The 19,556-nt window shown below is 43.7% G+C and carries 19 protein-coding genes; 14 read left to right on the forward strand and 5 right to left on the reverse strand.

Going from position 1 to position 19,556, the window contains the following annotated elements:
- The first annotated feature begins 6 nt into the window (after positions 1–6).
- Positions 7–1,662 (forward strand): SpoIIE family protein phosphatase, encoded by a 1,656-nt coding sequence (locus tag KHO06_RS20885; RefSeq protein ID WP_212583312.1) that lies wholly within the window; start codon positions 7–9, stop codon positions 1,660–1,662.
- A 45-nt stretch (positions 1,663–1,707) separates the two neighbouring features.
- Here the strand turns inward: KHO06_RS20885 and KHO06_RS20890 are convergent, their stop codons facing one another.
- Positions 1,708–3,129, reverse strand: a complete 1,422-nt coding sequence (locus KHO06_RS20890) for an amidohydrolase family protein (RefSeq protein ID WP_212583313.1) — start codon at positions 3,127–3,129, stop codon at positions 1,708–1,710.
- A 163-nt stretch (positions 3,130–3,292) separates the two neighbouring features.
- Between KHO06_RS20890 and KHO06_RS20895 the strand changes: the two genes are divergently transcribed.
- Positions 3,293–3,853, forward strand: coding sequence for a hypothetical protein (locus KHO06_RS20895; RefSeq protein WP_047477469.1), 561 nt, complete (start codon positions 3,293–3,295; stop codon positions 3,851–3,853).
- 136 nt (positions 3,854–3,989) lie between these two features.
- Here the strand turns inward: KHO06_RS20895 and KHO06_RS26615 are convergent, their stop codons facing one another.
- Positions 3,990–4,151: a hypothetical protein gene (locus KHO06_RS26615; protein ID WP_230674881.1), complete on the reverse strand. Its 162-nt coding sequence runs from the start codon at positions 4,149–4,151 to the stop codon at positions 3,990–3,992.
- 415 nt (positions 4,152–4,566) lie between these two features.
- On the opposite strand from KHO06_RS26615, the gene KHO06_RS20905 reads away from it, so the two are divergent.
- From KHO06_RS20905 to KHO06_RS20920, 4 genes are all read left to right on the forward strand, one after another.
- The gene (locus KHO06_RS20905; protein ID WP_212583314.1) at positions 4,567–5,133 is read left to right on the forward strand and encodes an ATP-binding protein; all 567 of its coding nucleotides are present in this window, start codon (positions 4,567–4,569) and stop codon (positions 5,131–5,133) included.
- Between the two features lie 240 nt (positions 5,134–5,373).
- Complete coding sequence (locus KHO06_RS20910) at positions 5,374–6,693, forward strand: peptidoglycan DD-metalloendopeptidase family protein (RefSeq protein ID WP_212583315.1); 1,320 nt, start codon at positions 5,374–5,376, stop codon at positions 6,691–6,693.
- An 821-nt stretch (positions 6,694–7,514) separates the two neighbouring features.
- Positions 7,515–10,403 (forward strand): Ig-like domain-containing protein, encoded by a 2,889-nt coding sequence (locus KHO06_RS20915; RefSeq protein ID WP_212583316.1) that lies wholly within the window; start codon positions 7,515–7,517, stop codon positions 10,401–10,403.
- Positions 10,404–10,540: 137 nt separating this feature from the next.
- A complete protein-coding gene (locus KHO06_RS20920; RefSeq protein ID WP_043883427.1) occupies positions 10,541–11,137 on the forward strand; it encodes a cytochrome b/b6 domain-containing protein in 597 nt (198 codons plus the stop codon).
- Positions 11,138–11,235: 98 nt separating this feature from the next.
- Here the strand turns inward: KHO06_RS20920 and KHO06_RS20925 are convergent, their stop codons facing one another.
- Positions 11,236–11,808, reverse strand: coding sequence for a YceI family protein (locus KHO06_RS20925; protein ID WP_212583317.1), 573 nt, complete (start codon positions 11,806–11,808; stop codon positions 11,236–11,238).
- A gap of 309 nt (positions 11,809–12,117) precedes the next feature.
- On the opposite strand from KHO06_RS20925, the gene KHO06_RS20930 reads away from it, so the two are divergent.
- The 7 genes from KHO06_RS20930 (at position 12,118) to KHO06_RS26625 (ending at position 17,828) form a co-directional block, all read left to right on the forward strand.
- Positions 12,118–12,732, forward strand: coding sequence for a DJ-1/PfpI family protein (locus KHO06_RS20930; RefSeq protein ID WP_077263166.1), 615 nt, complete (start codon positions 12,118–12,120; stop codon positions 12,730–12,732).
- A gap of 128 nt (positions 12,733–12,860) precedes the next feature.
- The gene (locus tag KHO06_RS20935) at positions 12,861–13,415 is read left to right on the forward strand and encodes a fasciclin domain-containing protein (RefSeq protein ID WP_005431276.1); all 555 of its coding nucleotides are present in this window, start codon (positions 12,861–12,863) and stop codon (positions 13,413–13,415) included.
- A 291-nt stretch (positions 13,416–13,706) separates the two neighbouring features.
- The gene (locus tag KHO06_RS20940) at positions 13,707–14,846 is read left to right on the forward strand and encodes an AI-2E family transporter (protein ID WP_212583318.1); all 1,140 of its coding nucleotides are present in this window, start codon (positions 13,707–13,709) and stop codon (positions 14,844–14,846) included.
- 391 nt (positions 14,847–15,237) lie between these two features.
- Positions 15,238–16,563 carry a diguanylate cyclase gene (locus tag KHO06_RS20945; protein ID WP_212583319.1) on the forward strand — a complete coding sequence of 442 codons (1,326 nt, stop codon included), beginning with the start codon at positions 15,238–15,240 and terminating at the stop codon, positions 16,561–16,563.
- 121 nt (positions 16,564–16,684) lie between these two features.
- Positions 16,685–17,371: a winged helix-turn-helix domain-containing protein gene (locus KHO06_RS20950; RefSeq protein ID WP_045382365.1), complete on the forward strand. Its 687-nt coding sequence runs from the start codon at positions 16,685–16,687 to the stop codon at positions 17,369–17,371.
- Positions 17,368–17,613, forward strand: a complete 246-nt coding sequence (locus KHO06_RS26620) for a hypothetical protein (protein ID WP_223976300.1) — start codon at positions 17,368–17,370, stop codon at positions 17,611–17,613. Before KHO06_RS20950 ends, KHO06_RS26620 begins: the two co-directional genes overlap by 4 nt.
- Positions 17,610–17,828, forward strand: coding sequence for a hypothetical protein (locus KHO06_RS26625; protein WP_223976303.1), 219 nt, complete (start codon positions 17,610–17,612; stop codon positions 17,826–17,828). The genes KHO06_RS26620 and KHO06_RS26625 overlap by 4 nt, the downstream gene beginning before the upstream one ends.
- 67 nt (positions 17,829–17,895) lie before the next feature.
- On the opposite strand, the gene KHO06_RS20960 is transcribed toward KHO06_RS26625, so the two are convergent.
- Together KHO06_RS20960 and KHO06_RS20965 are read right to left on the reverse strand one after the other, a co-directional pair.
- Positions 17,896–18,501 carry an outer membrane beta-barrel protein gene (locus KHO06_RS20960; protein ID WP_212583320.1) on the reverse strand — a complete coding sequence of 202 codons (606 nt, stop codon included), beginning with the start codon at positions 18,499–18,501 and terminating at the stop codon, positions 17,896–17,898.
- Positions 18,502–18,651: 150 nt separating this feature from the next.
- Positions 18,652–18,987, reverse strand: a complete 336-nt coding sequence (locus tag KHO06_RS20965; RefSeq protein WP_212583321.1) for a hypothetical protein — start codon at positions 18,985–18,987, stop codon at positions 18,652–18,654.
- A gap of 143 nt (positions 18,988–19,130) precedes the next feature.
- Here KHO06_RS20965 and KHO06_RS20970 point away from each other — a divergent pair, with 143 nt between their 5' ends.
- Positions 19,131–19,481: a DUF3147 family protein gene (locus KHO06_RS20970; protein ID WP_005431367.1), complete on the forward strand. Its 351-nt coding sequence runs from the start codon at positions 19,131–19,133 to the stop codon at positions 19,479–19,481.
- The last annotated feature ends 75 nt before the right edge of the window (positions 19,482–19,556 follow it).

The raw sequence follows: 19,556 nt of genomic DNA on the forward strand, positions 1-19,556 counted from the left end.
AGACGCATGAAGTCCATATTGTTGGTTGACGACAGCAAAACGGTTCTGCTCTACATGACCAGTGCATTGCAAAAGCAAGGGTACGAGGTCATTGCCGTTGAAGATGGTGAGTCTGCGTTAGAAGTGCTGACTCACCGAACTGACATTCAGTTTGTCCTCAGTGATTTGATGATGCCGGGTATTAGTGGCATTGAGCTTTGTCGTGAGCTTAAGTCGTCGGCGTTTTCTCGTTATATCTTCTTTGTTCTCCTTTCTTCATATAACGATCAAGAATCCATCATCAAAGGCATGGATGCAGGTGCCGATGACTTTGTTGATAAGAAGACTTCTGTCGCTGAGTTGCAAGCGCGAATTCGAGCGGGTTTTCGTACTCTAGAATTGCACAATACGCTCACGACAAAAAACCAAGAGCTCGATTTAGCGTATCAAACCATTCAGCAGGATCTGGATTCTGCTGGAGAGTTAATGGGGCAACTGTTGCCCGTTGAAGAACAAATTCATACGGCACAATTTAGCTTCACTTATGTCCCTTGTACCAAGATTGGCGGGGATATGTTGGGGTATGTGGAGCTTGATGATTCCCATGTCGCGTTTTATGTCTTCGATGTTTCCGGACACGGTATTTCTTCGGCGTTGATGGCGTTCTCGATTCAACAAACTTTGTCACAACGTAACAAGTCGGAGTCGATAACGTTAGACTGGGGCGACAATGAGTACCGCATCAGTGAGCCTGCGGCTGTGATTGAAAGGCTCAATCGACGCTACCAGCAAACGCAGAACGGCAAGCTCTATTTCACTATCGAATACGCTGTGTTGAACACCAAAACCGGTGAACTGAAATATTGCACTGCAGGCCACCCTAAATTTGTGTGGCAACAGACGGAACACAACTGCTTGGAACTTGTTGGTGACAACAACTTCATCGTCGGGGCATTGGAGCCGATGATGTACCAAGGTGGAAGTATCCAACTCAAGCCCAATGACGCGCTTTGGTTTTTCTCCGATGGCTTATTGGAAGCAAAGCAAGGCGAGGAGCTTTACGGCATTGACCGACTGCTAGCTAACATCGAAGGGAGTAAAGCGATGCCAGAAAAGGCACAAACCAATTCCGTTTTGGAGCAAGTGCAAAGCTGGCAAGGAAAACCAGAAATCGACGATGATGTGAGCTTGTTGAAAGTGCAATGGTTGGGCTGTGCACAATCGCAAGCCGTTAAGTCGACAAGTTCGGTATTCCAAAAATCCTATCAAGCGTCTTTAGAAGTTTCACGCCAAGCGAGTCTCGAATTGGTTGAGTTCCTTCAACAACACTCGGTTTCTTCTCATGTCGTGCAAACTCTAGAGTTGTGTGTGGTTGAGTTGATGAACAATGCTTTCATTCATGCCTATCAAGAACAAACCGGAAAAACGGTTGAGTTAGAATGCGAAGTGATTCAGGGGGAAAAAACAAAAGTTGAACTGCGCGTGGCTGATTACGGAAACGGTATTGATGACGATACGTTCAAAGATCACATCTCTAAACAGATTGAAGCGCCCAATTTGTTCGATGAAGACAGTTGGTTGCCTTCTGGTCGAGGGCTTATATTGATCGCTCAAATGACAGATGAGTTCTCGGTGTGCAGCCAAGCTGGAAGGAACGAGTTTACGGTAATTAAATCGTCTTAGTTCGATAAAAACTCACCCCGCAAAGGCGAGGTGAGTTGTATTTAATTACAGTGTGTTTTTAAAGATCTGACCATCTTTCATGATGAGATCCATTTCTGTTAGGTGAGAACCGTCTGGCTTGGCATCGTTGGTAAACCAAGTCTCACGTCCGCCGACTAAGGTAATGTCTTCTAGCGGGTTACCAGCAATCAGTAAGATATCTGCGTAAGCACCAACCTCAATCACACCGATTTTGCCGTCTGAATATGGGTTGATCCAATCTTCCATCAACTCTGCTGGGATTCGACCGCCGACCGAAGTCATTGCTTTAAGTGCATTGTAGTTTCCAAAGAACTTCGCGTTTAGGTAAATCTCATGCGCAATTTGTTTTGCACAGGTCGATGCAACGCCAACACAGTCGGTATTAAACGCGCGATAGTCTGGGTTCACCTCATTGACGTTATCAACGTAAGAGTCGAAAGCTTTTTGCGCCGAGTGCAGCTTCGCTTGGATCATTGGATCTTGCACTACAGGCGTTTTCGCAAGTTCTGGAGAAAACGCAGTTAGGTTTGTCACCAAGAATGCACCTTCTTCTTTAAAGCGTTTATGGTGCTTAGGTGAATACATAAAGCCGTGCTCAATGGTCTTCACACCTGTATCTAGCGCTTGGTTAATCGCTTTTTCTGAATAAGCGTGTGTCGATACGTAAGATCCATATGAGTTTGCGATATCAACGGCCGCTTTCAGTTCCGAATCTAGTAATGACTGGTACTGCCACGGGTCGAACTTAGACGACACACCACCAGATTGGAATACCTTTAAAAACTGCGCGCCCTGACGGAAGTTGTATCGACCTTGTTCATGAATCGCATCCACACCAGCAGGTGTCGACATGATATTCAGGATCTCAAGGTTTTGAGGTGAATCCGTTAGGCGACGAGATTGCAGGCCAACGTCAGAGTGACCACCGATAGGGGCGATAGGAGCACCAGAAACAAAAGTACGAGGGAAGGCGTTTAAGCGACCATCGCGTTCCATATCTGTCCATGAGCCTTCTGCACCGCCCACATCACGAATTGTTGAGAAGCCCATATTTAGGTACATCTCACCAAAGCCTTGAGCATGAACCGCGATTTCCGACCAACGCATATCGTTTGTGCCCAATAAGCCTTTTGGCAATGCAAGGTGCATGTGTGATTCCACCAAGCCCGGCATCAAGGTTCTGCCTTCACCATCAATGACCTTAGCATCGCTAGGTACGTCGGGATTACCTTCAGTGATCGCGGTGATCTTATTGCCAGTGACAACAACCGATTGATTCTTAAACAGCTTGTTATCGGTGCCGTTAAAGATATTCACGTTAGTGAACACGGTAACCTGGGGTTGCTCGGCAACCGTTTCGGTTTGAGTCGTGGTAACCACTGGTGCCGCCATCAGTGAGCCAGCGACAACAGCAAGAGAAGTAGCGATAAGTGTTTTCTTAAGCATAAAAACCTCGTTGAATTTCAAACTGAATTTGGGAACTGAGGCTATCTTAGGAAAATAGGCTTGAACTGAATTGCCATTTCGCGACAGTGGATTGAACAAATCATTCAGGTGCTATGCTTTAACTTTGTACAACACAGATGCACGCGCCAAGGAGCACTGTGATATGTCGAGAATAGAAATCAAACGGGACCGGCCACGCGTCGAGTTGTTGTTTGCTAAATACAAAGAGCAGATCGGTGACGATTTTCCCGGTTATAGAAATCATGTATATCGGACCATTACTTATGCGATGCATTTTTTAGGCAATGATGAGCAGTACGAGCAGTTAGTTGAAACGGCATTTGTTTATCACGACATTGGCTTGTGGACTGACTATGAGTTGGCTTATCTCGAACCCTCTGAAGCTGCAGCGTTAGCTGACAATGAACACTTTGGATGGGGTTTAGATCCTGATGCTTTACGTGGAGCGATTCATTGGCATCATAAGATTTCTCCGTATAAAGGTCCGCACCAAAAAGTGATAGAAGCGTGTCGGAAAGCAGACTGGATTGATGCGACCAAAGGCAGTGTTCGCAAAGGGTTGAGTAAAGAAACCATCGCAGAAGTTGAAGCGGCTTTTCCAAACTTAGGCTTTCATGACACCTTGCTGCGCCTAGCAAAAGATTATGGTGGTTCAACACTCGTAGGCGGCGTCAAAGTGACGCTGGGTATCGTTAAGTGGTAATTCGTATCTTGCCTTAACCGTGAAAGTAAAGCTAAGCGGAAAATCAGAAGTAAGTGGTAAAACAGAACCAAGGGTGACAACAAAAATGCCGAAGTGATGTAGGTTGCTTCGGCATTTGTTGTTTTTGAATAGGGGGTTATGCACTGACTTCTTGTTGCATGATCTGCTTATTAAAGGCGAGAGGGTCTTTCAATATGGCACGGCCGACGGCTGCCAAATCGAGCCAGCCGTTGTTTACCGCTTGGTCGATGTATTCTGCACTTTCAATTCCACCCACACCGATGATTGGAACACCCAAGTCTGCTTGTTTTAAGAAGGTTGACTCTGATACAAGATAGCCTTCGCCACGGCGGTCTTTGGGACGATTCCAGCCCCCAATACCCGATGAAACGTCGATAACATCTAAGCTTGGTCACAGATTTAGGGGAGGGTAATGTAATTTACAGCCGTGCATTTTACGTCAGTACGTTTATAATGCAGAGGCAGTTTCTAGCGCCTTTTTGTGCACTTCTATTGATTTCCTCTCGAACCGTTATCCTAATCTTCCCCGCGTGATGTCGTCTAAGACCAACTTTGCGTCATGACATCCATTTTTTCTCGTTGTTTCTACGTTAATGCCACTAACGCCCTTAAGTCGGAATAAGCGGCGATAAGACAACCCTTTACCTTTAACCTTTATCTTCAACCTTCTATTTTTAACCATTGAGGTCTAAATGAATAACCTAATCGTATTTACTGGTGGTCCGGGTTCGGGCAAAACCTCAGTGATTGAGCATCTTACTAAGCTTGGTTACGTTTGCGCACCAGAAACCGGGCGTAAGGTGATCCAACATCAAGTGGCACTTGGTGGTGACGCTTTACCTTGGAAAAACAAAATCGCTTTTCGTGATGAAATGGTGCGCGAAGAGCAAAACAACTATGAAGCCCACAAGCATCATAATGAGTTCGTCTTCTTTGACCGCGGTATTGTGGATTCATACGGCTATAGCCAACTCGAAAGTTTACCTATCCCGCAAGCGTTAACGAATGCCTGTAGGGAACAACAATACGCCAAACGCATTTTCATCTTCCCACCTTGGGAGGCCATTTTTGTCAACGATGAAGAGAGAAAGCAAAACTTTTCGGAAGCCGTGAGAACTTATCAAGTGATGGTTGCAGCATACGAACGATTCGGATACACGCTGATTGAGGTTCCAACACTTAACGTCGAACAACGAGTGCAATTTATACTCAACAGCCTAAAACGCGATCCCATGATTGGCCAGTATTTGCGCGCATAGAGGGGTTGTTAAGACGAATGTGCAGAAGTTTTGTCAGTCCGGTGAACTAAAACACGATTTGGTAATCATAGAGAAGGGCAAGGTTGACTTGGCCTTTTCTCTATAAGCTTTCCTGATCAAAAGAGCGGCTTATAGAACCCAATAAAGCTTAGAAACAAAGTTCTCAAATACGTAATGTTTTAATTGCTAACGCATAATGTTATAACATAACAACTATTGTTTTCAGTCAATCCAAGTATTATGAAGTTTGTTCGTTATTCACTCATTGCTGTCGCTGCTACCGCATTCTCTCTCGCAGCATACCTCACCTATCAAGCAGAAACGAAACCTGAAGAAATCACTATTAAGGTGACGCCTTATTCTCAGTTAGAGAGCGCTCCAAAGTCTGGCACTCAATCAACGGAGGCGACACAAAAGAATGACCGCTCCGCTGAAGGTCATGACAACATTGCTCGTATTCATTACTTCGTCAAAGTCGGCGATACGCTTAGCACGATTTTTTCTTCATGGGGTGTGCCGTACGAAACGACGCAGAAGCTTCTTGAAGCTGACTTAATCTCACTTAAGCTCGATACCATTAAACCAGGCGACCACCTCGAGTTTGTGGTGGATAGAGACACTAAAACCTTACAGCAAGTGATTTTCCATGAGAGTCTCGTTGAACGCGCGATCTACACGCAAAATAGCGATGGTACTTTTGCCTATGACTTTGTGGAAGAGCCGGGTGAATGGCGTGAGGAAATGCACTCAGGGACGATCAACGGTAGCTTCTCATCGTCAGCTCATCGACAAGGCTTAACTACGACCCAGATTGCCAACATCACACGTGTATTGCGCGATAAAGTGAATTTTGCTCGCGAACTTCGTGCTGGTGATAGTTTTCATGTGTTGGTTCGTCGCCAATATGTTGATGATCATTTAACTGGCAATACAGAAGTACAAGGCATTGCAATCAAGATGCGCGGCAAAGATGTGGAGGCGTTTTTGGCGGTAGATGGACGTTTTTATGACCGAGATGGAAACAGCCTTGAGCAAGCATTCAATCGTTACCCAGTCGACAAACAGTTCCGTCGTATTACCTCACCTTTCAACCCTTATCGGAAACACCCAGTGACAGGACGTATCTCACCACATAATGGCACGGATTTCGCGACGCCTGTTGGCTCTCCAGTCTACTCTACTGGCGATGGTAAAGTGATTGCGATTCGTAACCATCCTTATGCGGGGAAATACTTGGTAATAGAGCATAACAGTGTCTACAAAACGCGTTATCTGCATTTGAGCCGTTTCTTAGTTAAGAAAGGAGACCATGTTAAGCGTGGGCAGAAAATTGCGCTTTCCGGAGCGACAGGCCGGCTAACAGGCCCACACCTGCACTTCGAAGTACTGGTACGAAATCGCGCGGTCGATTCAATGAAAGCAGACTTGCCACTGGCAAGCTCGATCCCAAGTAAAGACAAGCCTGCATTCTTGGCAAGAATTTCTAAGTTTGATGACATGGTTGCCACAGAGCAAAACGCGAGCAATGTGGACGCGAAAGAGGAAAAACGAACTTCTTGAGCCTAATCTCAGATAAAAAGTGCAATACGCAGTGAAAGGCAGGCTTCGGCTTGCCTTTTTTGATTCTAATACTTGGAGAAATAGTGGGTAAAATAAACACAAAACAAGCGTAAATACATTATCGTCAAGGTCGAGCTATATTAGAAAAAGTGAAAGGATTAGAATGATAGTTAGATTGTTAATTGAACTATTAAGTTGAAAATAGAATTAATACTCTAGATGTTGTAGGATAATTATTATTTCTGTAGCCCATGAAAAATGCGTGATGTTAATTCCAAATAAAAGCAAATGTTGACTTCAATTTTTTATTAATTTTGCATCTTTACTTCATATTTCAAAGTGATATTGAAATGAGATAATCATTCATGTGACTTATTTATTGTGCGAAATTTACTACATGGTAATCATGTGGTTTATTCTTTTAAATATGATATTTTATTGAATTGTCTCATTTAAGTTGTTGTTATATTGGGTTTTTATTCTTTTGTTGACCGGCTTGTCATAGTCTCTTTTTATGTCGTTGAAACCTTTCCTTTCCAGCTAAATTCAATAGCTTTCGTTTCGCTAAATTAAAGGTGGCTAATTAAGTTTATTCTATAAATAGTATTTAATTAGCTCTTATATAATCATATGGTTTATAAAATTGTGGTTTTATTCCCATAAATAGATAAATTTTGATATTTATCCCAGAAGTGAAAATGAATTTTTGCCTTGGTTATTTTTATTTATAAATTAAGTGTGCTTGCAAGGAATCGTTGAATTGCCAATTGCAGGTTTTTGTACAGTACCTAAATAATTAATATAAGACTAAGGACTTAAATATGTATCTAAGAAAGGGCAGTGCTAATCAGACCAGTTCCATTGGTTATCGTACGTTAGGGCTAACAATGCTTTGTTCTGGCTTATTGTTGAATCCAATTTCACAAGCCATGGCCGCAGAGTTCAGCACCGATGCGGTAGCTCAGTCAGAAAGTGAATACTGGAGCACCTATAAGCTAGATATCACAAACACAGGCTCAGATAGCGCAGACATGCGTGAAGCCGTGATCGAATTTTTATTGCCGGTAGCGATTAACGAAATCAATTGGGCGTCAAACCATCTTTCTTACCCATCATGGGAAATCTCTCATACGACGCAAGCGGATGGTGTATTGAACTCGGTGACATTGACGTTCCCAGAAGGCTCTTGGGTTGATAGTGAGCTGGCCTCAGGTGAATCTGCGGCATTGACTATCTCTTTCGGTGGCGAATTGAATGACCTGAACGCGTTTGAGAATTCTGTTGTGGTGAAAGTGGATGGCGAAGTTGTTCCGCCACCAGAGTTTTCACTGGATATCTTAGCGCCTGCTCAAAACTCAGTGGTTTACACAGGTACGAATGTTGACATCATCACGGGTGTCGAAGGTGACGGTGCAAGCAAACTAGAATTCTGGGCAAACAGTACCAAATTGGGCGAGCAAAACGTTGTAGAAGGCACAACAGAATACCAGCAAGCTTGGCTTCCAACAGAAGTTGGTGCTGCGTCGATCACTGTCATGGCGTTCAATGACAATGGTGACAAACTCACAGAGAAAGCGATTCAAGTGACGGTAGAGTCAGAATCAACGGCGCCAAATCCACCTGTAATTGAGTTTATCTCGCCAGACGCAGGCTCTTCTCACCAAAAAGGTGACAGCATCACAATTTCAGCGCATGTGACGGATGCAGATGATGACTTAGCGACCGTTAAGTTCTTCGCTAACGATGCAGAAGTGTGTTCTCTTGATGCGAAAGCGACGCAAGATTTCTCTTGTGACTGGACAACGCAAACGGCAGGCTCTACTACGCTTCGTGCGGAAGCAAAAGATGACGAGCAACATGTCTCTAGTAAGAACTTAACCATCACGGTTACAGATACAAGCACAAGCTGTGGTGACATACCTCAGTACGAAGATGGTGTGGCTTATCAAGTCGGTGATGAAGTCACTAACATTGGCAATATCTACTCGTGTACGGTAGCTGGTTGGTGTGGCAACCCAGTATGGACACCGGGAACAGGTCACCCTGATTACCCGGATGCGTGGAAAGATGCATGGAATGAAGTTGGTGAGTGTGATCCGAACCCAGTGCCAGTGGTGGACGTTCAATCGCCGCAAGATGGACAGAAAATCGCACCTAACCAAGCATTCGACGTGGTTGTCGATGCTACGGATGACACTGAAGTTGCCCGCGTTGATGTTCAATTGAATGGTCAAGTGGTTGCGACATCAAACACGCCTTCTCAAGGAGATACTTATACCATCACGGTGCCTGCCCAAGTCGAAGGCCAATACACATTGACGGTTGTTGCTTATGATGATCAAGGTGCGAGTGCAGAGGCGGCGCCAATTTCTTTAGCGATTACCGATAAAGACTTGGTTGTTTCTCTAGCATCTCCTGTCGATGGTTCAAGCTACTTCGAAGGTCGTGCGATTTCGATCAAAGCAGACGCGAAGAGCTACGAAGGCGATATTTCCTCGGTTAGCTTCATTGCGAATGGCAGCGAGCTGTTTAAAGACACTGAAGCACCTTATGAATATGAATGGCTAGGTGCTCAAAAGGGTACATACGCTATCACAGCAAAAGCGGTGAATACGGCCAACCAAGAGCAAACCTCTGCAACGTCTAACATTACAGTCAAAGAAAGCACAGGTGGTGGCGGCTTAGTCGATAACCCTGATCGCTCTATCAGTTACCTAACGTCTTGGGGTTTGAATGACTACCAAGAGCTGTTCAACTCAGAAGGTGATGGTTACTTATTGTCATTTGGTAAGTGGGACGCAAGCGGTAACATCACGATCTCTGATGGCATGCTAACGCCACCGAATTACAATCCGGACTGGATGCCAACACAGTACCTAGCATGGTCAACGCTCAAGCATGACAATGAAAATGTTACTATGATGGTCGCGTTTGGTGGTCAAACTTACGAAAGCATTTGGTCGGCTATCAGTACGCCTGAAAGCCGTGAATCGGTTGCGACAGGTTTGGTTGATTTGGTGCATACACCATTCCCTGTGTACAAAAAGAACCTAAAACCTGAAGAGATGGAAGGCGAGTGTCTTGCAACAAATTCAGACGGTAGCTGTGACTACAGCAAGTACCAATTAGCGGGTTACGTGCACATTGATGGTTTAGATTTCGACTTCGAGAAAGCGGCACGAATCACGGACAAAGAGAATCAGGACCTGACGGCTTTGATCAAACTGATCCGTGAGAAAGTGGGCAATACGAAGGTTCTGTCTCTGACGACTTACCACGTAGGCGCGGATCCAGTTGAATGTATGGACGCGAGCGTATTTGAAAACTGTTCTTATATCGAAGAGTCTGGCCGCTCATCTCACCACGGTGAAGTGATTGATTTGTTGAAAGCGACCAAGAACGACTTTGATTTCTTCAACGTGATGACATACGACGCGGGTCGAAACTTCCTATACGAAGTGGCGATGGCAAACTATGCTGAATACATTGGAGACAAGTCGAAGATTGTTTTAGGTAATACGATCAACAGTCAGTGGGCACCAGGTGGTAACTTTGTCGAAACACGCCAGAACAACCTAGACCGTGCTAAATGGCAGAAAGATAACGGTTATGGTGGCTTCTTTATGTGGACGTTGGGTTCAAACAACCAAGGTTTGAGCATGGCAGAGCAAGTGGACTACTTTAACGACATGATCGGCGTAAGCAAGTAGTACTCACCTCATCTTGTAATCTACTTGAACGACGGAAGGCTCTTATGCCTTCCGTTATTTCTTCAATCTTCATCATGGGAACGCTTTTGCTCGCCGTATTCCCATGCCAATCTCAAATAAAAGTCAGTGGTGACAATATGTCGAAATTAGATTCTGGTCAGAACCAGAAAGCGATTCCGCACGTCCAAAATACATCCACTCAACAATACGACGCGTTCAGCAAATGGCTACACTGGATTATGGCAGTGATTATTATCTATGCAACGATTGCAGGCTACGGCATGTTATTCGTTATGGATATGCCGCAACTGTTCCACGTTTTATCGACGCTTAATATGTCGTTTGCAACGATCGCTTCGGTACTATTGATTGTGAGGTGGGGGTGGTCATTTTTTCGTAAGACACCAGAGCTACCAGACACGATTCCAAACACTCAGAAAAGCATGGCCAAACTTGCACATGGCGCTCTCTATCTTGTGATGTTCGTTGTGTTTGTCAGCGGTTTTTTAATGCTTAAACACGAGTACCCATTCTTTTGGCTGTTTACTATTCCAAACCCAATTTCAAATGCTGAAGTGAATGCGTTCTTTTTTATGGTCCATCGTTTTGGTTGCGCGACTCTGGCAAGCTTGGTTTTGCTACACGCGCTGGCCGCTCTAAAACATCATTTCGTGAATAAGAATGATGTCTTAAGAAGTATGGCGTTTAACTTGTCCAAGCTAAGTCGGTCATAAACCTTAAAGAAAGGTTTGTTTGATGGCGCATAAAAAAGGCTTGGTGAGCCTATCCAAGCCTTTGTTTCCAGTTAGCAAGCCGCTTTTGGGCTACTAAACTACTTTTTAAAGGTTAGGTTCAGAGTAAGCGGAACTCTATCCGAAATCTTAATTCCACCAACCGTTGCCGCCAAGTTGGTCAAGTTTTCCGTTGGGATACCGAAATCACTAGCACCGATGATGACAGGGGCACTTGAACTTACCATTACGGTATTACCTGCATTGAGTACCACAACAGGGAATTCTACTGATTTCGTCTTACCAAACAACGTCACTTCTGCCGGTACTTTTACCTTGTGTGAGCCTTCACCCAGAGCGGCCCAATCCACTTTGCCAGCCACTTTTACTGGTGCGTGTTTTGCAGATTCAAAGAAGATCTCGTTCAGGCGTGTATTTCGGATTGGAATCCCTGTATTGATGCTGTTTAGGTCGATAGCGACATCGAATTGCCCATCACTGTTAAGTGTGCCGGATAGGGCATCAATGGTCGCGGGCTCGACAATATACTGCTTTTTGATTGTTGCGAAGCTTAGGGAAGAGAGATCGGAATCAAGCGTGTAGTTGTCTGCAGCATATGCGGCACTAGAAAGCAGTGCAGCTGCGATGCTTAGAGTAGAGAAAGCCTTTTTCATTATTGTTAACCTTATTTATGTTGAGCGATGGTTCTACATGATAGTAGTTCGGATTTATAAAAGTTAATAAGGAATTAAATCGATTGATTTCAATGATTTTTTCGATGTGATTGACTGCGCAATTATCATAAGTAGATGTCAATACAACTGATGTTACGTCTGCTCTGAATGTCAAAAATACGCTAATTAGCAAGGGCTTATTAAGTATGTACGAATGTGTGAGCTTATTTCTAATGAACAATTCGCAACTTGCTTGGTTTGTCGTTACACTCTTCGCACAGTTTAATAATTGGTTAGGTTAGTTGGCTTATGTATACCGTTGGCATTGTGTTGTTTGATGATTTCACTGACGTAGACTTTTTCTTGATGTATGACCTGTTGGGAAGAACTCAAGACAGTTGGACCGTCAAAGTGTTAGGAACCAAGCCAGAACATATTTCTCACCTAGGTATGGCGGTAAAAACGGATGGCCATATCTCTGAAGTTGCTACACAAGACGTTGTGCTAATCGCAAGTGGCAAGAAAGGGATCCCAGCAGCACTCCAAGATAGAGAGTTTATGTCGGCAATGAAGCTTGCCCCTGAAAAGCAACTGATTGGCTCGATTTGCGCCGGCTCTTTTATCTTGCATGAATTGGGTTTACTTGATGGTAAACAGCTCACAACAAACCCAGATGCGAAACAAGTATTGGAAAGCATGGGAGGGGACGTTCAAGATGTTCCTCTCGTTGTAGAAGGCAATATTGCAACAGCAGGTGGTTGCTTATCACTCATGTATCTCATTGGTTGGCTAGCAGAACGTCTGTTTGATTCTGATAAGCGACGCGAAATTCAAAACCAGTTGATACCTGCTGGCCAGTTGGAGCACTTTGAGTTGTTGATATCTAAAACAATCGCGGATGCGGAGCAGAAAAATCACTCTTAGTTTCCGGTCTGATGTGTAAAAGAATTCCAGTCAAACTTCCAAATAAATTGATCGATTGAATAATTTGGTGCGTAGGCATCAGTGCGATTGAAAGTGTTTTAAACACGCTCGTGAAAGGGAGACTGAAAATGGGACTTTTACTACGTTCACTCACCACACTGATAGCTTCCTTCGCACTTACTTTTAGTGCAGTAAGCTATTCCGAGAAACCAAAATGGGCAAACCAGATCGATGCCTCGATTGTGGAATTTGCCGTTGGTGCTTCCGGCGAACCGTTTGATTTTGATGACAACGGTGGAGACTTCGATATTTTGGTTGCCGCTCTGATCGCTACAGGCGTTGTCGAGGCTTTTGATGGCACTGACTTAACGGTATTTGCGCCGAACGATAACGCATTCTACATGCTCACCGGCACAGATAACGATACAGATGCCTTCAATGCTGTACTTTCACTGTTAAGCGAAGAAGAGATCGCCGCAGTATTGGCTTACCATGTCACGCCTGATGTTCGCAATTCGCGTTCCGTGACACGAGCGAAAACGATTACCATGCTCGACGGCAATACGATCAGCTTTGAAGGAGGGTTGATAATCGCGACCAACTCAGAAGCTGGATTGCTTGATATTGATAACCGACTATCAGATGGTATGGTTCATGTTATCGACACGGTTTTATTGCCATAGAGACTCGCTAGTCATATATCGTAGTTAAAACTAACTAAAAGACGGTGCCTCGCTGCCGTCTTTTTCTTTCCCTTAACCCACGCCTCTTGTCACTCATCCTTCCCTTCGCTTTCCAGTTCAGCTGCACCTAAGATTCCTAACTAAACCATGCGGTGCATGGTGGTATGTACTAGGGTTTTATATAAAAGCTGGTTTGATCAAAAAGAATGGGTGTGTAACGGACATCTACACACTAAACAGGGGCCACTACGCGTTGGTGTCTGCTCAGAAACTCAATCAAAGGGAAAAACAGTGAGTAATTCAAATGAAAACCTAGAGAAAGTCCTGTCTAAGGCGTTCACCACGTCTTTGATACGCTTCTCAGTGACGTCATTTATCGTGATTGTTTGCTGGTGGGCGTTCTTACCATTCTTACCAATACTACTTTGGGCGTTAGTGCTGGCCATTGCTCTCTACCCAGTAAAGCTCATGATAGAGCGAAAGATGGGTTTAAGTTCTGCACGCACTGCGACTCTAATTGCCATTGTTGGTGTACTTATCCTAGGTACGCCAACCGCGATGGTTGGTAACTCGTTCGCTTCTAAGACCTTGGGGGTATTTGAATCCTATCGTGATGGGACTCTCGTTGTCAGCAAACCTGCCGACAGTGTAAAAGAGTGGCCCTTAGTCGGTAGAAAGTTGCATAAAGTTTGGGATGAAGCCGCAGAAGATTTACCGAACTTTATCGAAAAACGTCAACCGCAAATAAAAGGTGTGTTCAGTTGGTTCATCAATAGTGCGACGGGTGCAGCGAAGAGTGTATTTATGCTGATTGGTGCCATTATTATCGTGGGTATTATGCTTGCGTGGGCTCAACCGGCTGCTAGGTCGATACGAAAGATCTTCATTAGCTTTACCGATGAAGAGAGGGGCCCAGAGCTTCATGAACTCACCACCGCAACCATCAGGCAAGTAGCCATCGGTATTATTGGTATTGCATTCTTAACCGCGATGACCTTTGGTGGTGTTGTTGCGTTATCTGGTGTTCCAGCAGCAGCGCTTTTTACCTTGATTGCACTCGTCTTTGCAATTGTGCAGCTACCTGTCACCATTATTGCTATCGTCGCTGTGGCCATCTTGTGGTCAGGTGACACAGGAACCATTCATAATTCTATCTTTACTGTATTGCTAATTGCGGCAAGCTTGATCGACAACTTTTTAAAGCCGCTTATTCTTGGGCGAGGGTTAGAAGTACCCATGCCTATTGTTCTTATAGGTGCGGTTGGCGGTATGATGTCTGGCGGTATCTTGGGCATGTTTATCGGTGCTGCATTCTTAGCGGCAGGTTATCAGGTATTTATGAAGTGGGTAGACGCCGAAACTCAAGATGTGGCATCAGAATTAGAGAATACCGACCCTCCTGAAAAAGAGTTAGAACAACCTAAAGACTGATTTCTATCAAAGGCTAGCTAAAAGACGGTTTCACTGACCGTCTTTTTTATTTCCGTCTTAGTCTTTTTATTGGCAATACTGATTGTTTGGTTACCTATTGAACAAGTTTGCGCGAAAATATTTTCCGTCTAGATCAATCTTTTTAATCAAGATAATCGATCGTGTCGATCACCGCCGTCGATCGATAGAAAATTAATCAATCTTGATAAAAAAGTTTTTCCTTAACGATACCCATTGGGCATCGACCGTTATTCAATTATGCGTATAATCCCTGCTTCTTGAATTTCTCGAGCATAATAACGTCGATAAGAAAAGAAATTACTGAAATATAGATGGAATTTTTAGAACCAAGTAATGGATATGGAGAACCAAACGAACTGGGATTGTTACCATGAACAAAAGCATCAAAGTAGCATTAGTCATTTCGGTACTGATATTAACCGAATTACTAGCGACTCAACTGAGTAGAATCAATAACCAAAAAGAGTCAGTTAATGTCATCAATGCGATAAACAAAGAGATGAAGAAGGTGTTCAACGATGCCTTGATTACCGCAGAAGTATTGAAGGAAGTCGTAGTACTTTCTGAAGATAGCCACATCTCACTTGAAGCGTTTAACAAACTGAGCCGAACTTTGTTGTTTACCTATAGTAACGTTGATTCCTTGCTATATTTGCCAAAGGGCGTTGTGACGCTCGTCTACCCATATGAAGAAAATAAACGGGCGATAGGTCACAATGTGCTTCAAGATCAAAGCAGAAGGCTAGGAGCGGAGCAGTCGATTAATTGCCGTAAAAACATGGTAATTGGGCCGGTAACGCTGGTTCAAAATGGCAAGCAAGCTTTTATCCTGCGTAAAGGAATTACCAATGAATCTGGATTCGTGGGCTTTTCCTCTTCGGTTATCTATTTAGAAACGATTTTACAATCGCTAGAGAATATTCTAGAAGATAAAAATATCTCTAATTATTCGATCGTTGGATTCGATCCAGATAATCGCAAGTTTCATGAAAAAGTGATCAGTAGTAAGGGTGAGGTTGATTGCGATGCTGACACTAGCATCGTGACAATATTTAACACCAACTGGCAGGTATCTATTTCGCCGAACGATTCAGGAGTACTGGCTAGAGTTCTTATTTTCTCGACGTTGCTTGTCACCTTGCTTTTGATAATGTCCCCCGTAAAGTTTTTTAATCAATATCGCCGGTCTGAGAAACAACGTTTCGATTTACAAAACGAAGCATACACAGACTTTCTTACAGGATTACTAAATAGACGAGGTTTGGAAAATCGACTTTACGCTTTAAAAGAACAACAGGTTTCTGGCTCTATTGCTGTTTTTGATATCGATTTCTTTAAAGCCATCAACGATACCTACGGCCATGAAATTGGCGATGTGGTTCTGGTTCAGTTTGCTTTGCTGTGTGGGGCGAAGACCGATTTGAATTTTACTTTGTCACGTACTGGTGGCGAGGAATTTGTTCTCCTTATGCCAGGTGCTACGAAAGCAGAAGCAGTGTTGTTCTGTGAAGCGCTTCGACAAGAGGTCGCTGCAACTCCAATTCTTATTAATGATTTGAATATAGAAATTACGGTGAGTATCGGCGTTGCCCATTTTCATTCTGCTGATGATGTAAGGATTGCCTTGGCAGAGGCCGACGAAGCGCTATACAAAGCTAAGCAAACCGGTAGAAACCGCGTTTACGTCAAAGCTTGATACCGTATTTCTTATATTACTTCAAACTGGTCTGATGAGTGCTTGTGTCCTAGATGTGTGGTTGCTATTTCAACTACAATGCTCGGCCTTTTAAGCAAAACGTTCACGGGCAAAGTAAAAAGTGAGTAAGCAGTACACTTGTGACGATTTGATATTCGACATCGAAAAGATGAGCGTCAGCACAGGCCGCTTAGAACGTTCATTGAATTACAACGAATGTCTTTTATTCAAAGCGTTTCTGGACAATGCAAACCAAGTTATTGATAAAGAGACGCTCAAACAAGCAGGGTGGCCGGATACGATCGTAACGGATTCTTCTCTGCAAAAGTCGGTACAAAAGCTGAGGCTTGCCATTGCCATCTCTGATTGCGTAGAGCTACGAACCATTGCGGGTGTCGGGTACATGCTCTATTGCAGCTGTGCGGGAGCCAAGGTATCAACGCCAAATCGTCGCGCTTTTAACTCACTTACGTTAGCGAAAGCCTCTCTGACATTCGTTTCTCTTGTGCTCGTGCTGTTGTCTTTCTTCAATTTTTCTAGGGTAACCAACACACATTTGGTTTCCTACCTCCACGAAGACTATGAGTTCATCGAGATTAATCATCATAAAGTTCTAAAACAAAAAGCGACGACAATACCGCCAGAGCTTGAGTCTATGATTCAGCGCTCCGAATGTGATTGCTTCTATTTTGTGGCGGAAACCGAAGGAATTTATACTCTGTCGGTTTATGAGAACGCACACCAACGCAGTGAAAACTATCTGTTCGAAATGGACACGTTACCAAAGCTGATTAAGGAGCTCGGATGAAACGTAGCTTGAGACCTTGGATTGGGCTGTTCCTACTTTCGCTCACCCTTTACGGCGTTTCTGTGTATGTGAGTGAAAAGAAGCTTTTGCTCAGTGGTAGATACACCACCACAGTACAGCAATACTCAGCGGACGGCGGTGTGTGGAAAGAGCGCATTGAGGTTGATTTAAATAACGAGAACCTCGAATCAACGGTATCCATAGAGGGAAATGGGTTAGAGGGTGTTGCGCTTTTGCGGTGACGGGGAAAATTAACAATTCATTTAATGGGGAGTTTGAGTTTTCTTATACGACTGAGCCCATTCAAACCACCAAAGTGCTAGATGGTTACCAAGCGGCGAGTTACAGCTCATTGTTTCTTTCTGGTACGTCTAAGAACCAACTCATCTATCACGATGAAAACCTTGATGTGATCGCGAGAGAGCGAAACCACTTAATGCTAAGCCGAGTTTGGTAATTACCTTCTTTTAAAACGAAAAAACTCCCGGTTTCCCGGGAGAAAAAGCCAACTAAGATTGTTGTTATTAGAAGTGGTATTTCACGTTTGCTGTTAGCAGAACTTCGTCACCGATCTTATATGATGAAGTTTCTGTTTGACCGTTGTAGGTCTCTGAAGATTCGAATTCGTGTGTGTGGTGAAGGTAGCTCACCTCAGTACCTACGCTCCAAGCGTTAAAGCGGTAGTTTAGGCCTGTTTGTGCACCCAATACGACACCGTTTAGCTCGTCTGCATTATCAAAATCTGAGTTATACATCTCGTAACCAAGCTTGCCACCAATAGTCCACGCCAGCTTTTGCGTGATAGGGACAAGGTAATCGTACTGTGTGTATAGCGTGCCAACTTCAAGATCGTCATCAGTGTAGTCAACACTCACTCCACGGTAGTCGTAACCGATGCTGAACTGATGCGCTTGGTTAAGGATTACACCACCTTCCACGCCAAATACCATTGATGATTTTAGGTCTAGGTGATCTTCTTTTCCGTCATATTTGGATTCAGCTTGCCCACTTAAGCGTGCACCAGCATCAATACCAACAAACGACTCGTATTTTGCCGCTGCGTTAGCGGTGAACGTTGTTGCTGCTGTTAATGCTGCTAGAGCGAAAAGTGCTGCAGTTTTATTTTTCATTATGTGTTTCCCAGTGTTATAGCTGCTGATTGATAACTCGTATTAGCGGTTATCATCGTTGCCTTTCACGTCGTTGTGAAAGTGGTTGTCAAGCTAGAGATTTATCAACAAAAAGAGAAACGAATTGCGCGGAAAGCTACGGAAAAAAGCTCAAAGTTCATCTTTATAAAATTTTATTGTTTTTATTGTTTTTATTGTTTTTATTGTTTTTATTGTTTTTATTGTTTTTATTGTTTTTATTGTTTTTATTGTTTTTATTGTTTTTATTGTTTTTATTGTTTTTATTGTGATTATAAGATCATGAAAATAAGAGGAATTTCCCGTGTGGTGGCGTGGGCTTATTGTCGAAGTTCGAATGCCTCCGGGTGACAGATTTTCATTGTGATTTAGTGTCGCACTCACAGATATGGCTTTATCGCCTTGTAAATCAGGTACGTATCCGGTGTAGTTTGTACGGCTACTTGGCATGACGATGGCGTTAATCACGCACTCATAAAGGTGAATGTGTCAGCGCTAGACAATGACGCCAGAGCAAATAGTGGATTTGATAGCTCACAAATGACCAGTAATTAACTGCGTGTGGGATTGAGTGATTATGGACGAGCGCATCATCGATCAGGAGGATTGACATGCTATGGATTGTAACCAAGTACCTGACAACCGCTGCTATTGTGGTACTAATATCTGAAGTCGCAAAGCGAAGCGATAGATTAGGCGCATTGGTTGCCGCATTACCTACCGTGACCATATTGGCGTTGGTTTGGATGTATATCGAAGGGCAGGGAACGGAGAAACTGTCTAATCATGCGTTCTATACTTTTTGGTTTGTTGTGCCAACACTGCCAATGTTTCTTCTTTTCCCTTACCTACTCAGTAAGTATTCCTTTTGGACCACTTTACTGATCAGTTGCATCGTGTCTGTCGTTTGCTTTGCTATAACCAACTTGATAGCTAAACAGTTTGGTATCAACTTGCTATAACGCTCCGCTAAACATCTTTATTATTTCCTCAAGTTGAGCTTTGGGGACGCGTCTTTATGTTTGCTTATAAATGGG

It is taken from the genome of Vibrio sp. B1FIG11 (assembly GCF_905175335.1).
GTDB lineage: Bacteria > Pseudomonadota > Gammaproteobacteria > Enterobacterales > Vibrionaceae > Vibrio > Vibrio campbellii.

Coding starts and splice junctions, on each gene's coding strand:
- KHO06_RS20885 (WP_212583312.1), top strand. CDS start 7: ATGAAGTCCATATTGTTGGTTGACGACAGCAAAACGGTTCTGCTCTAC.
- KHO06_RS20890 (WP_212583313.1), bottom strand. CDS start 3,129: ATGCTTAAGAAAACACTTATCGCTACTTCTCTTGCTGTTGTCGCTGGC.
- KHO06_RS20895 (WP_047477469.1), top strand. CDS start 3,293: ATGTCGAGAATAGAAATCAAACGGGACCGGCCACGCGTCGAGTTGTTG.
- KHO06_RS20905 (WP_212583314.1), top strand. CDS start 4,567: ATGAATAACCTAATCGTATTTACTGGTGGTCCGGGTTCGGGCAAAACC.
- KHO06_RS20910 (WP_212583315.1), top strand. CDS start 5,374: ATGAAGTTTGTTCGTTATTCACTCATTGCTGTCGCTGCTACCGCATTC.
- KHO06_RS20915 (WP_212583316.1), top strand. CDS start 7,515: ATGTATCTAAGAAAGGGCAGTGCTAATCAGACCAGTTCCATTGGTTAT.
- KHO06_RS20920 (WP_043883427.1), top strand. CDS start 10,541: ATGTCGAAATTAGATTCTGGTCAGAACCAGAAAGCGATTCCGCACGTC.
- KHO06_RS20925 (WP_212583317.1), bottom strand. CDS start 11,808: ATGAAAAAGGCTTTCTCTACTCTAAGCATCGCAGCTGCACTGCTTTCT.
- KHO06_RS20930 (WP_077263166.1), top strand. CDS start 12,118: ATGTATACCGTTGGCATTGTGTTGTTTGATGATTTCACTGACGTAGAC.
- KHO06_RS20935 (WP_005431276.1), top strand. CDS start 12,861: ATGGGACTTTTACTACGTTCACTCACCACACTGATAGCTTCCTTCGCA.
- KHO06_RS20945 (WP_212583319.1), top strand. CDS start 15,238: ATGAACAAAAGCATCAAAGTAGCATTAGTCATTTCGGTACTGATATTA.
- KHO06_RS26620 (WP_223976300.1), top strand. CDS start 17,368: ATGAAACGTAGCTTGAGACCTTGGATTGGGCTGTTCCTACTTTCGCTC.
- KHO06_RS20960 (WP_212583320.1), bottom strand. CDS start 18,501: ATGAAAAATAAAACTGCAGCACTTTTCGCTCTAGCAGCATTAACAGCA.
- KHO06_RS20970 (WP_005431367.1), top strand. CDS start 19,131: ATGCTATGGATTGTAACCAAGTACCTGACAACCGCTGCTATTGTGGTA.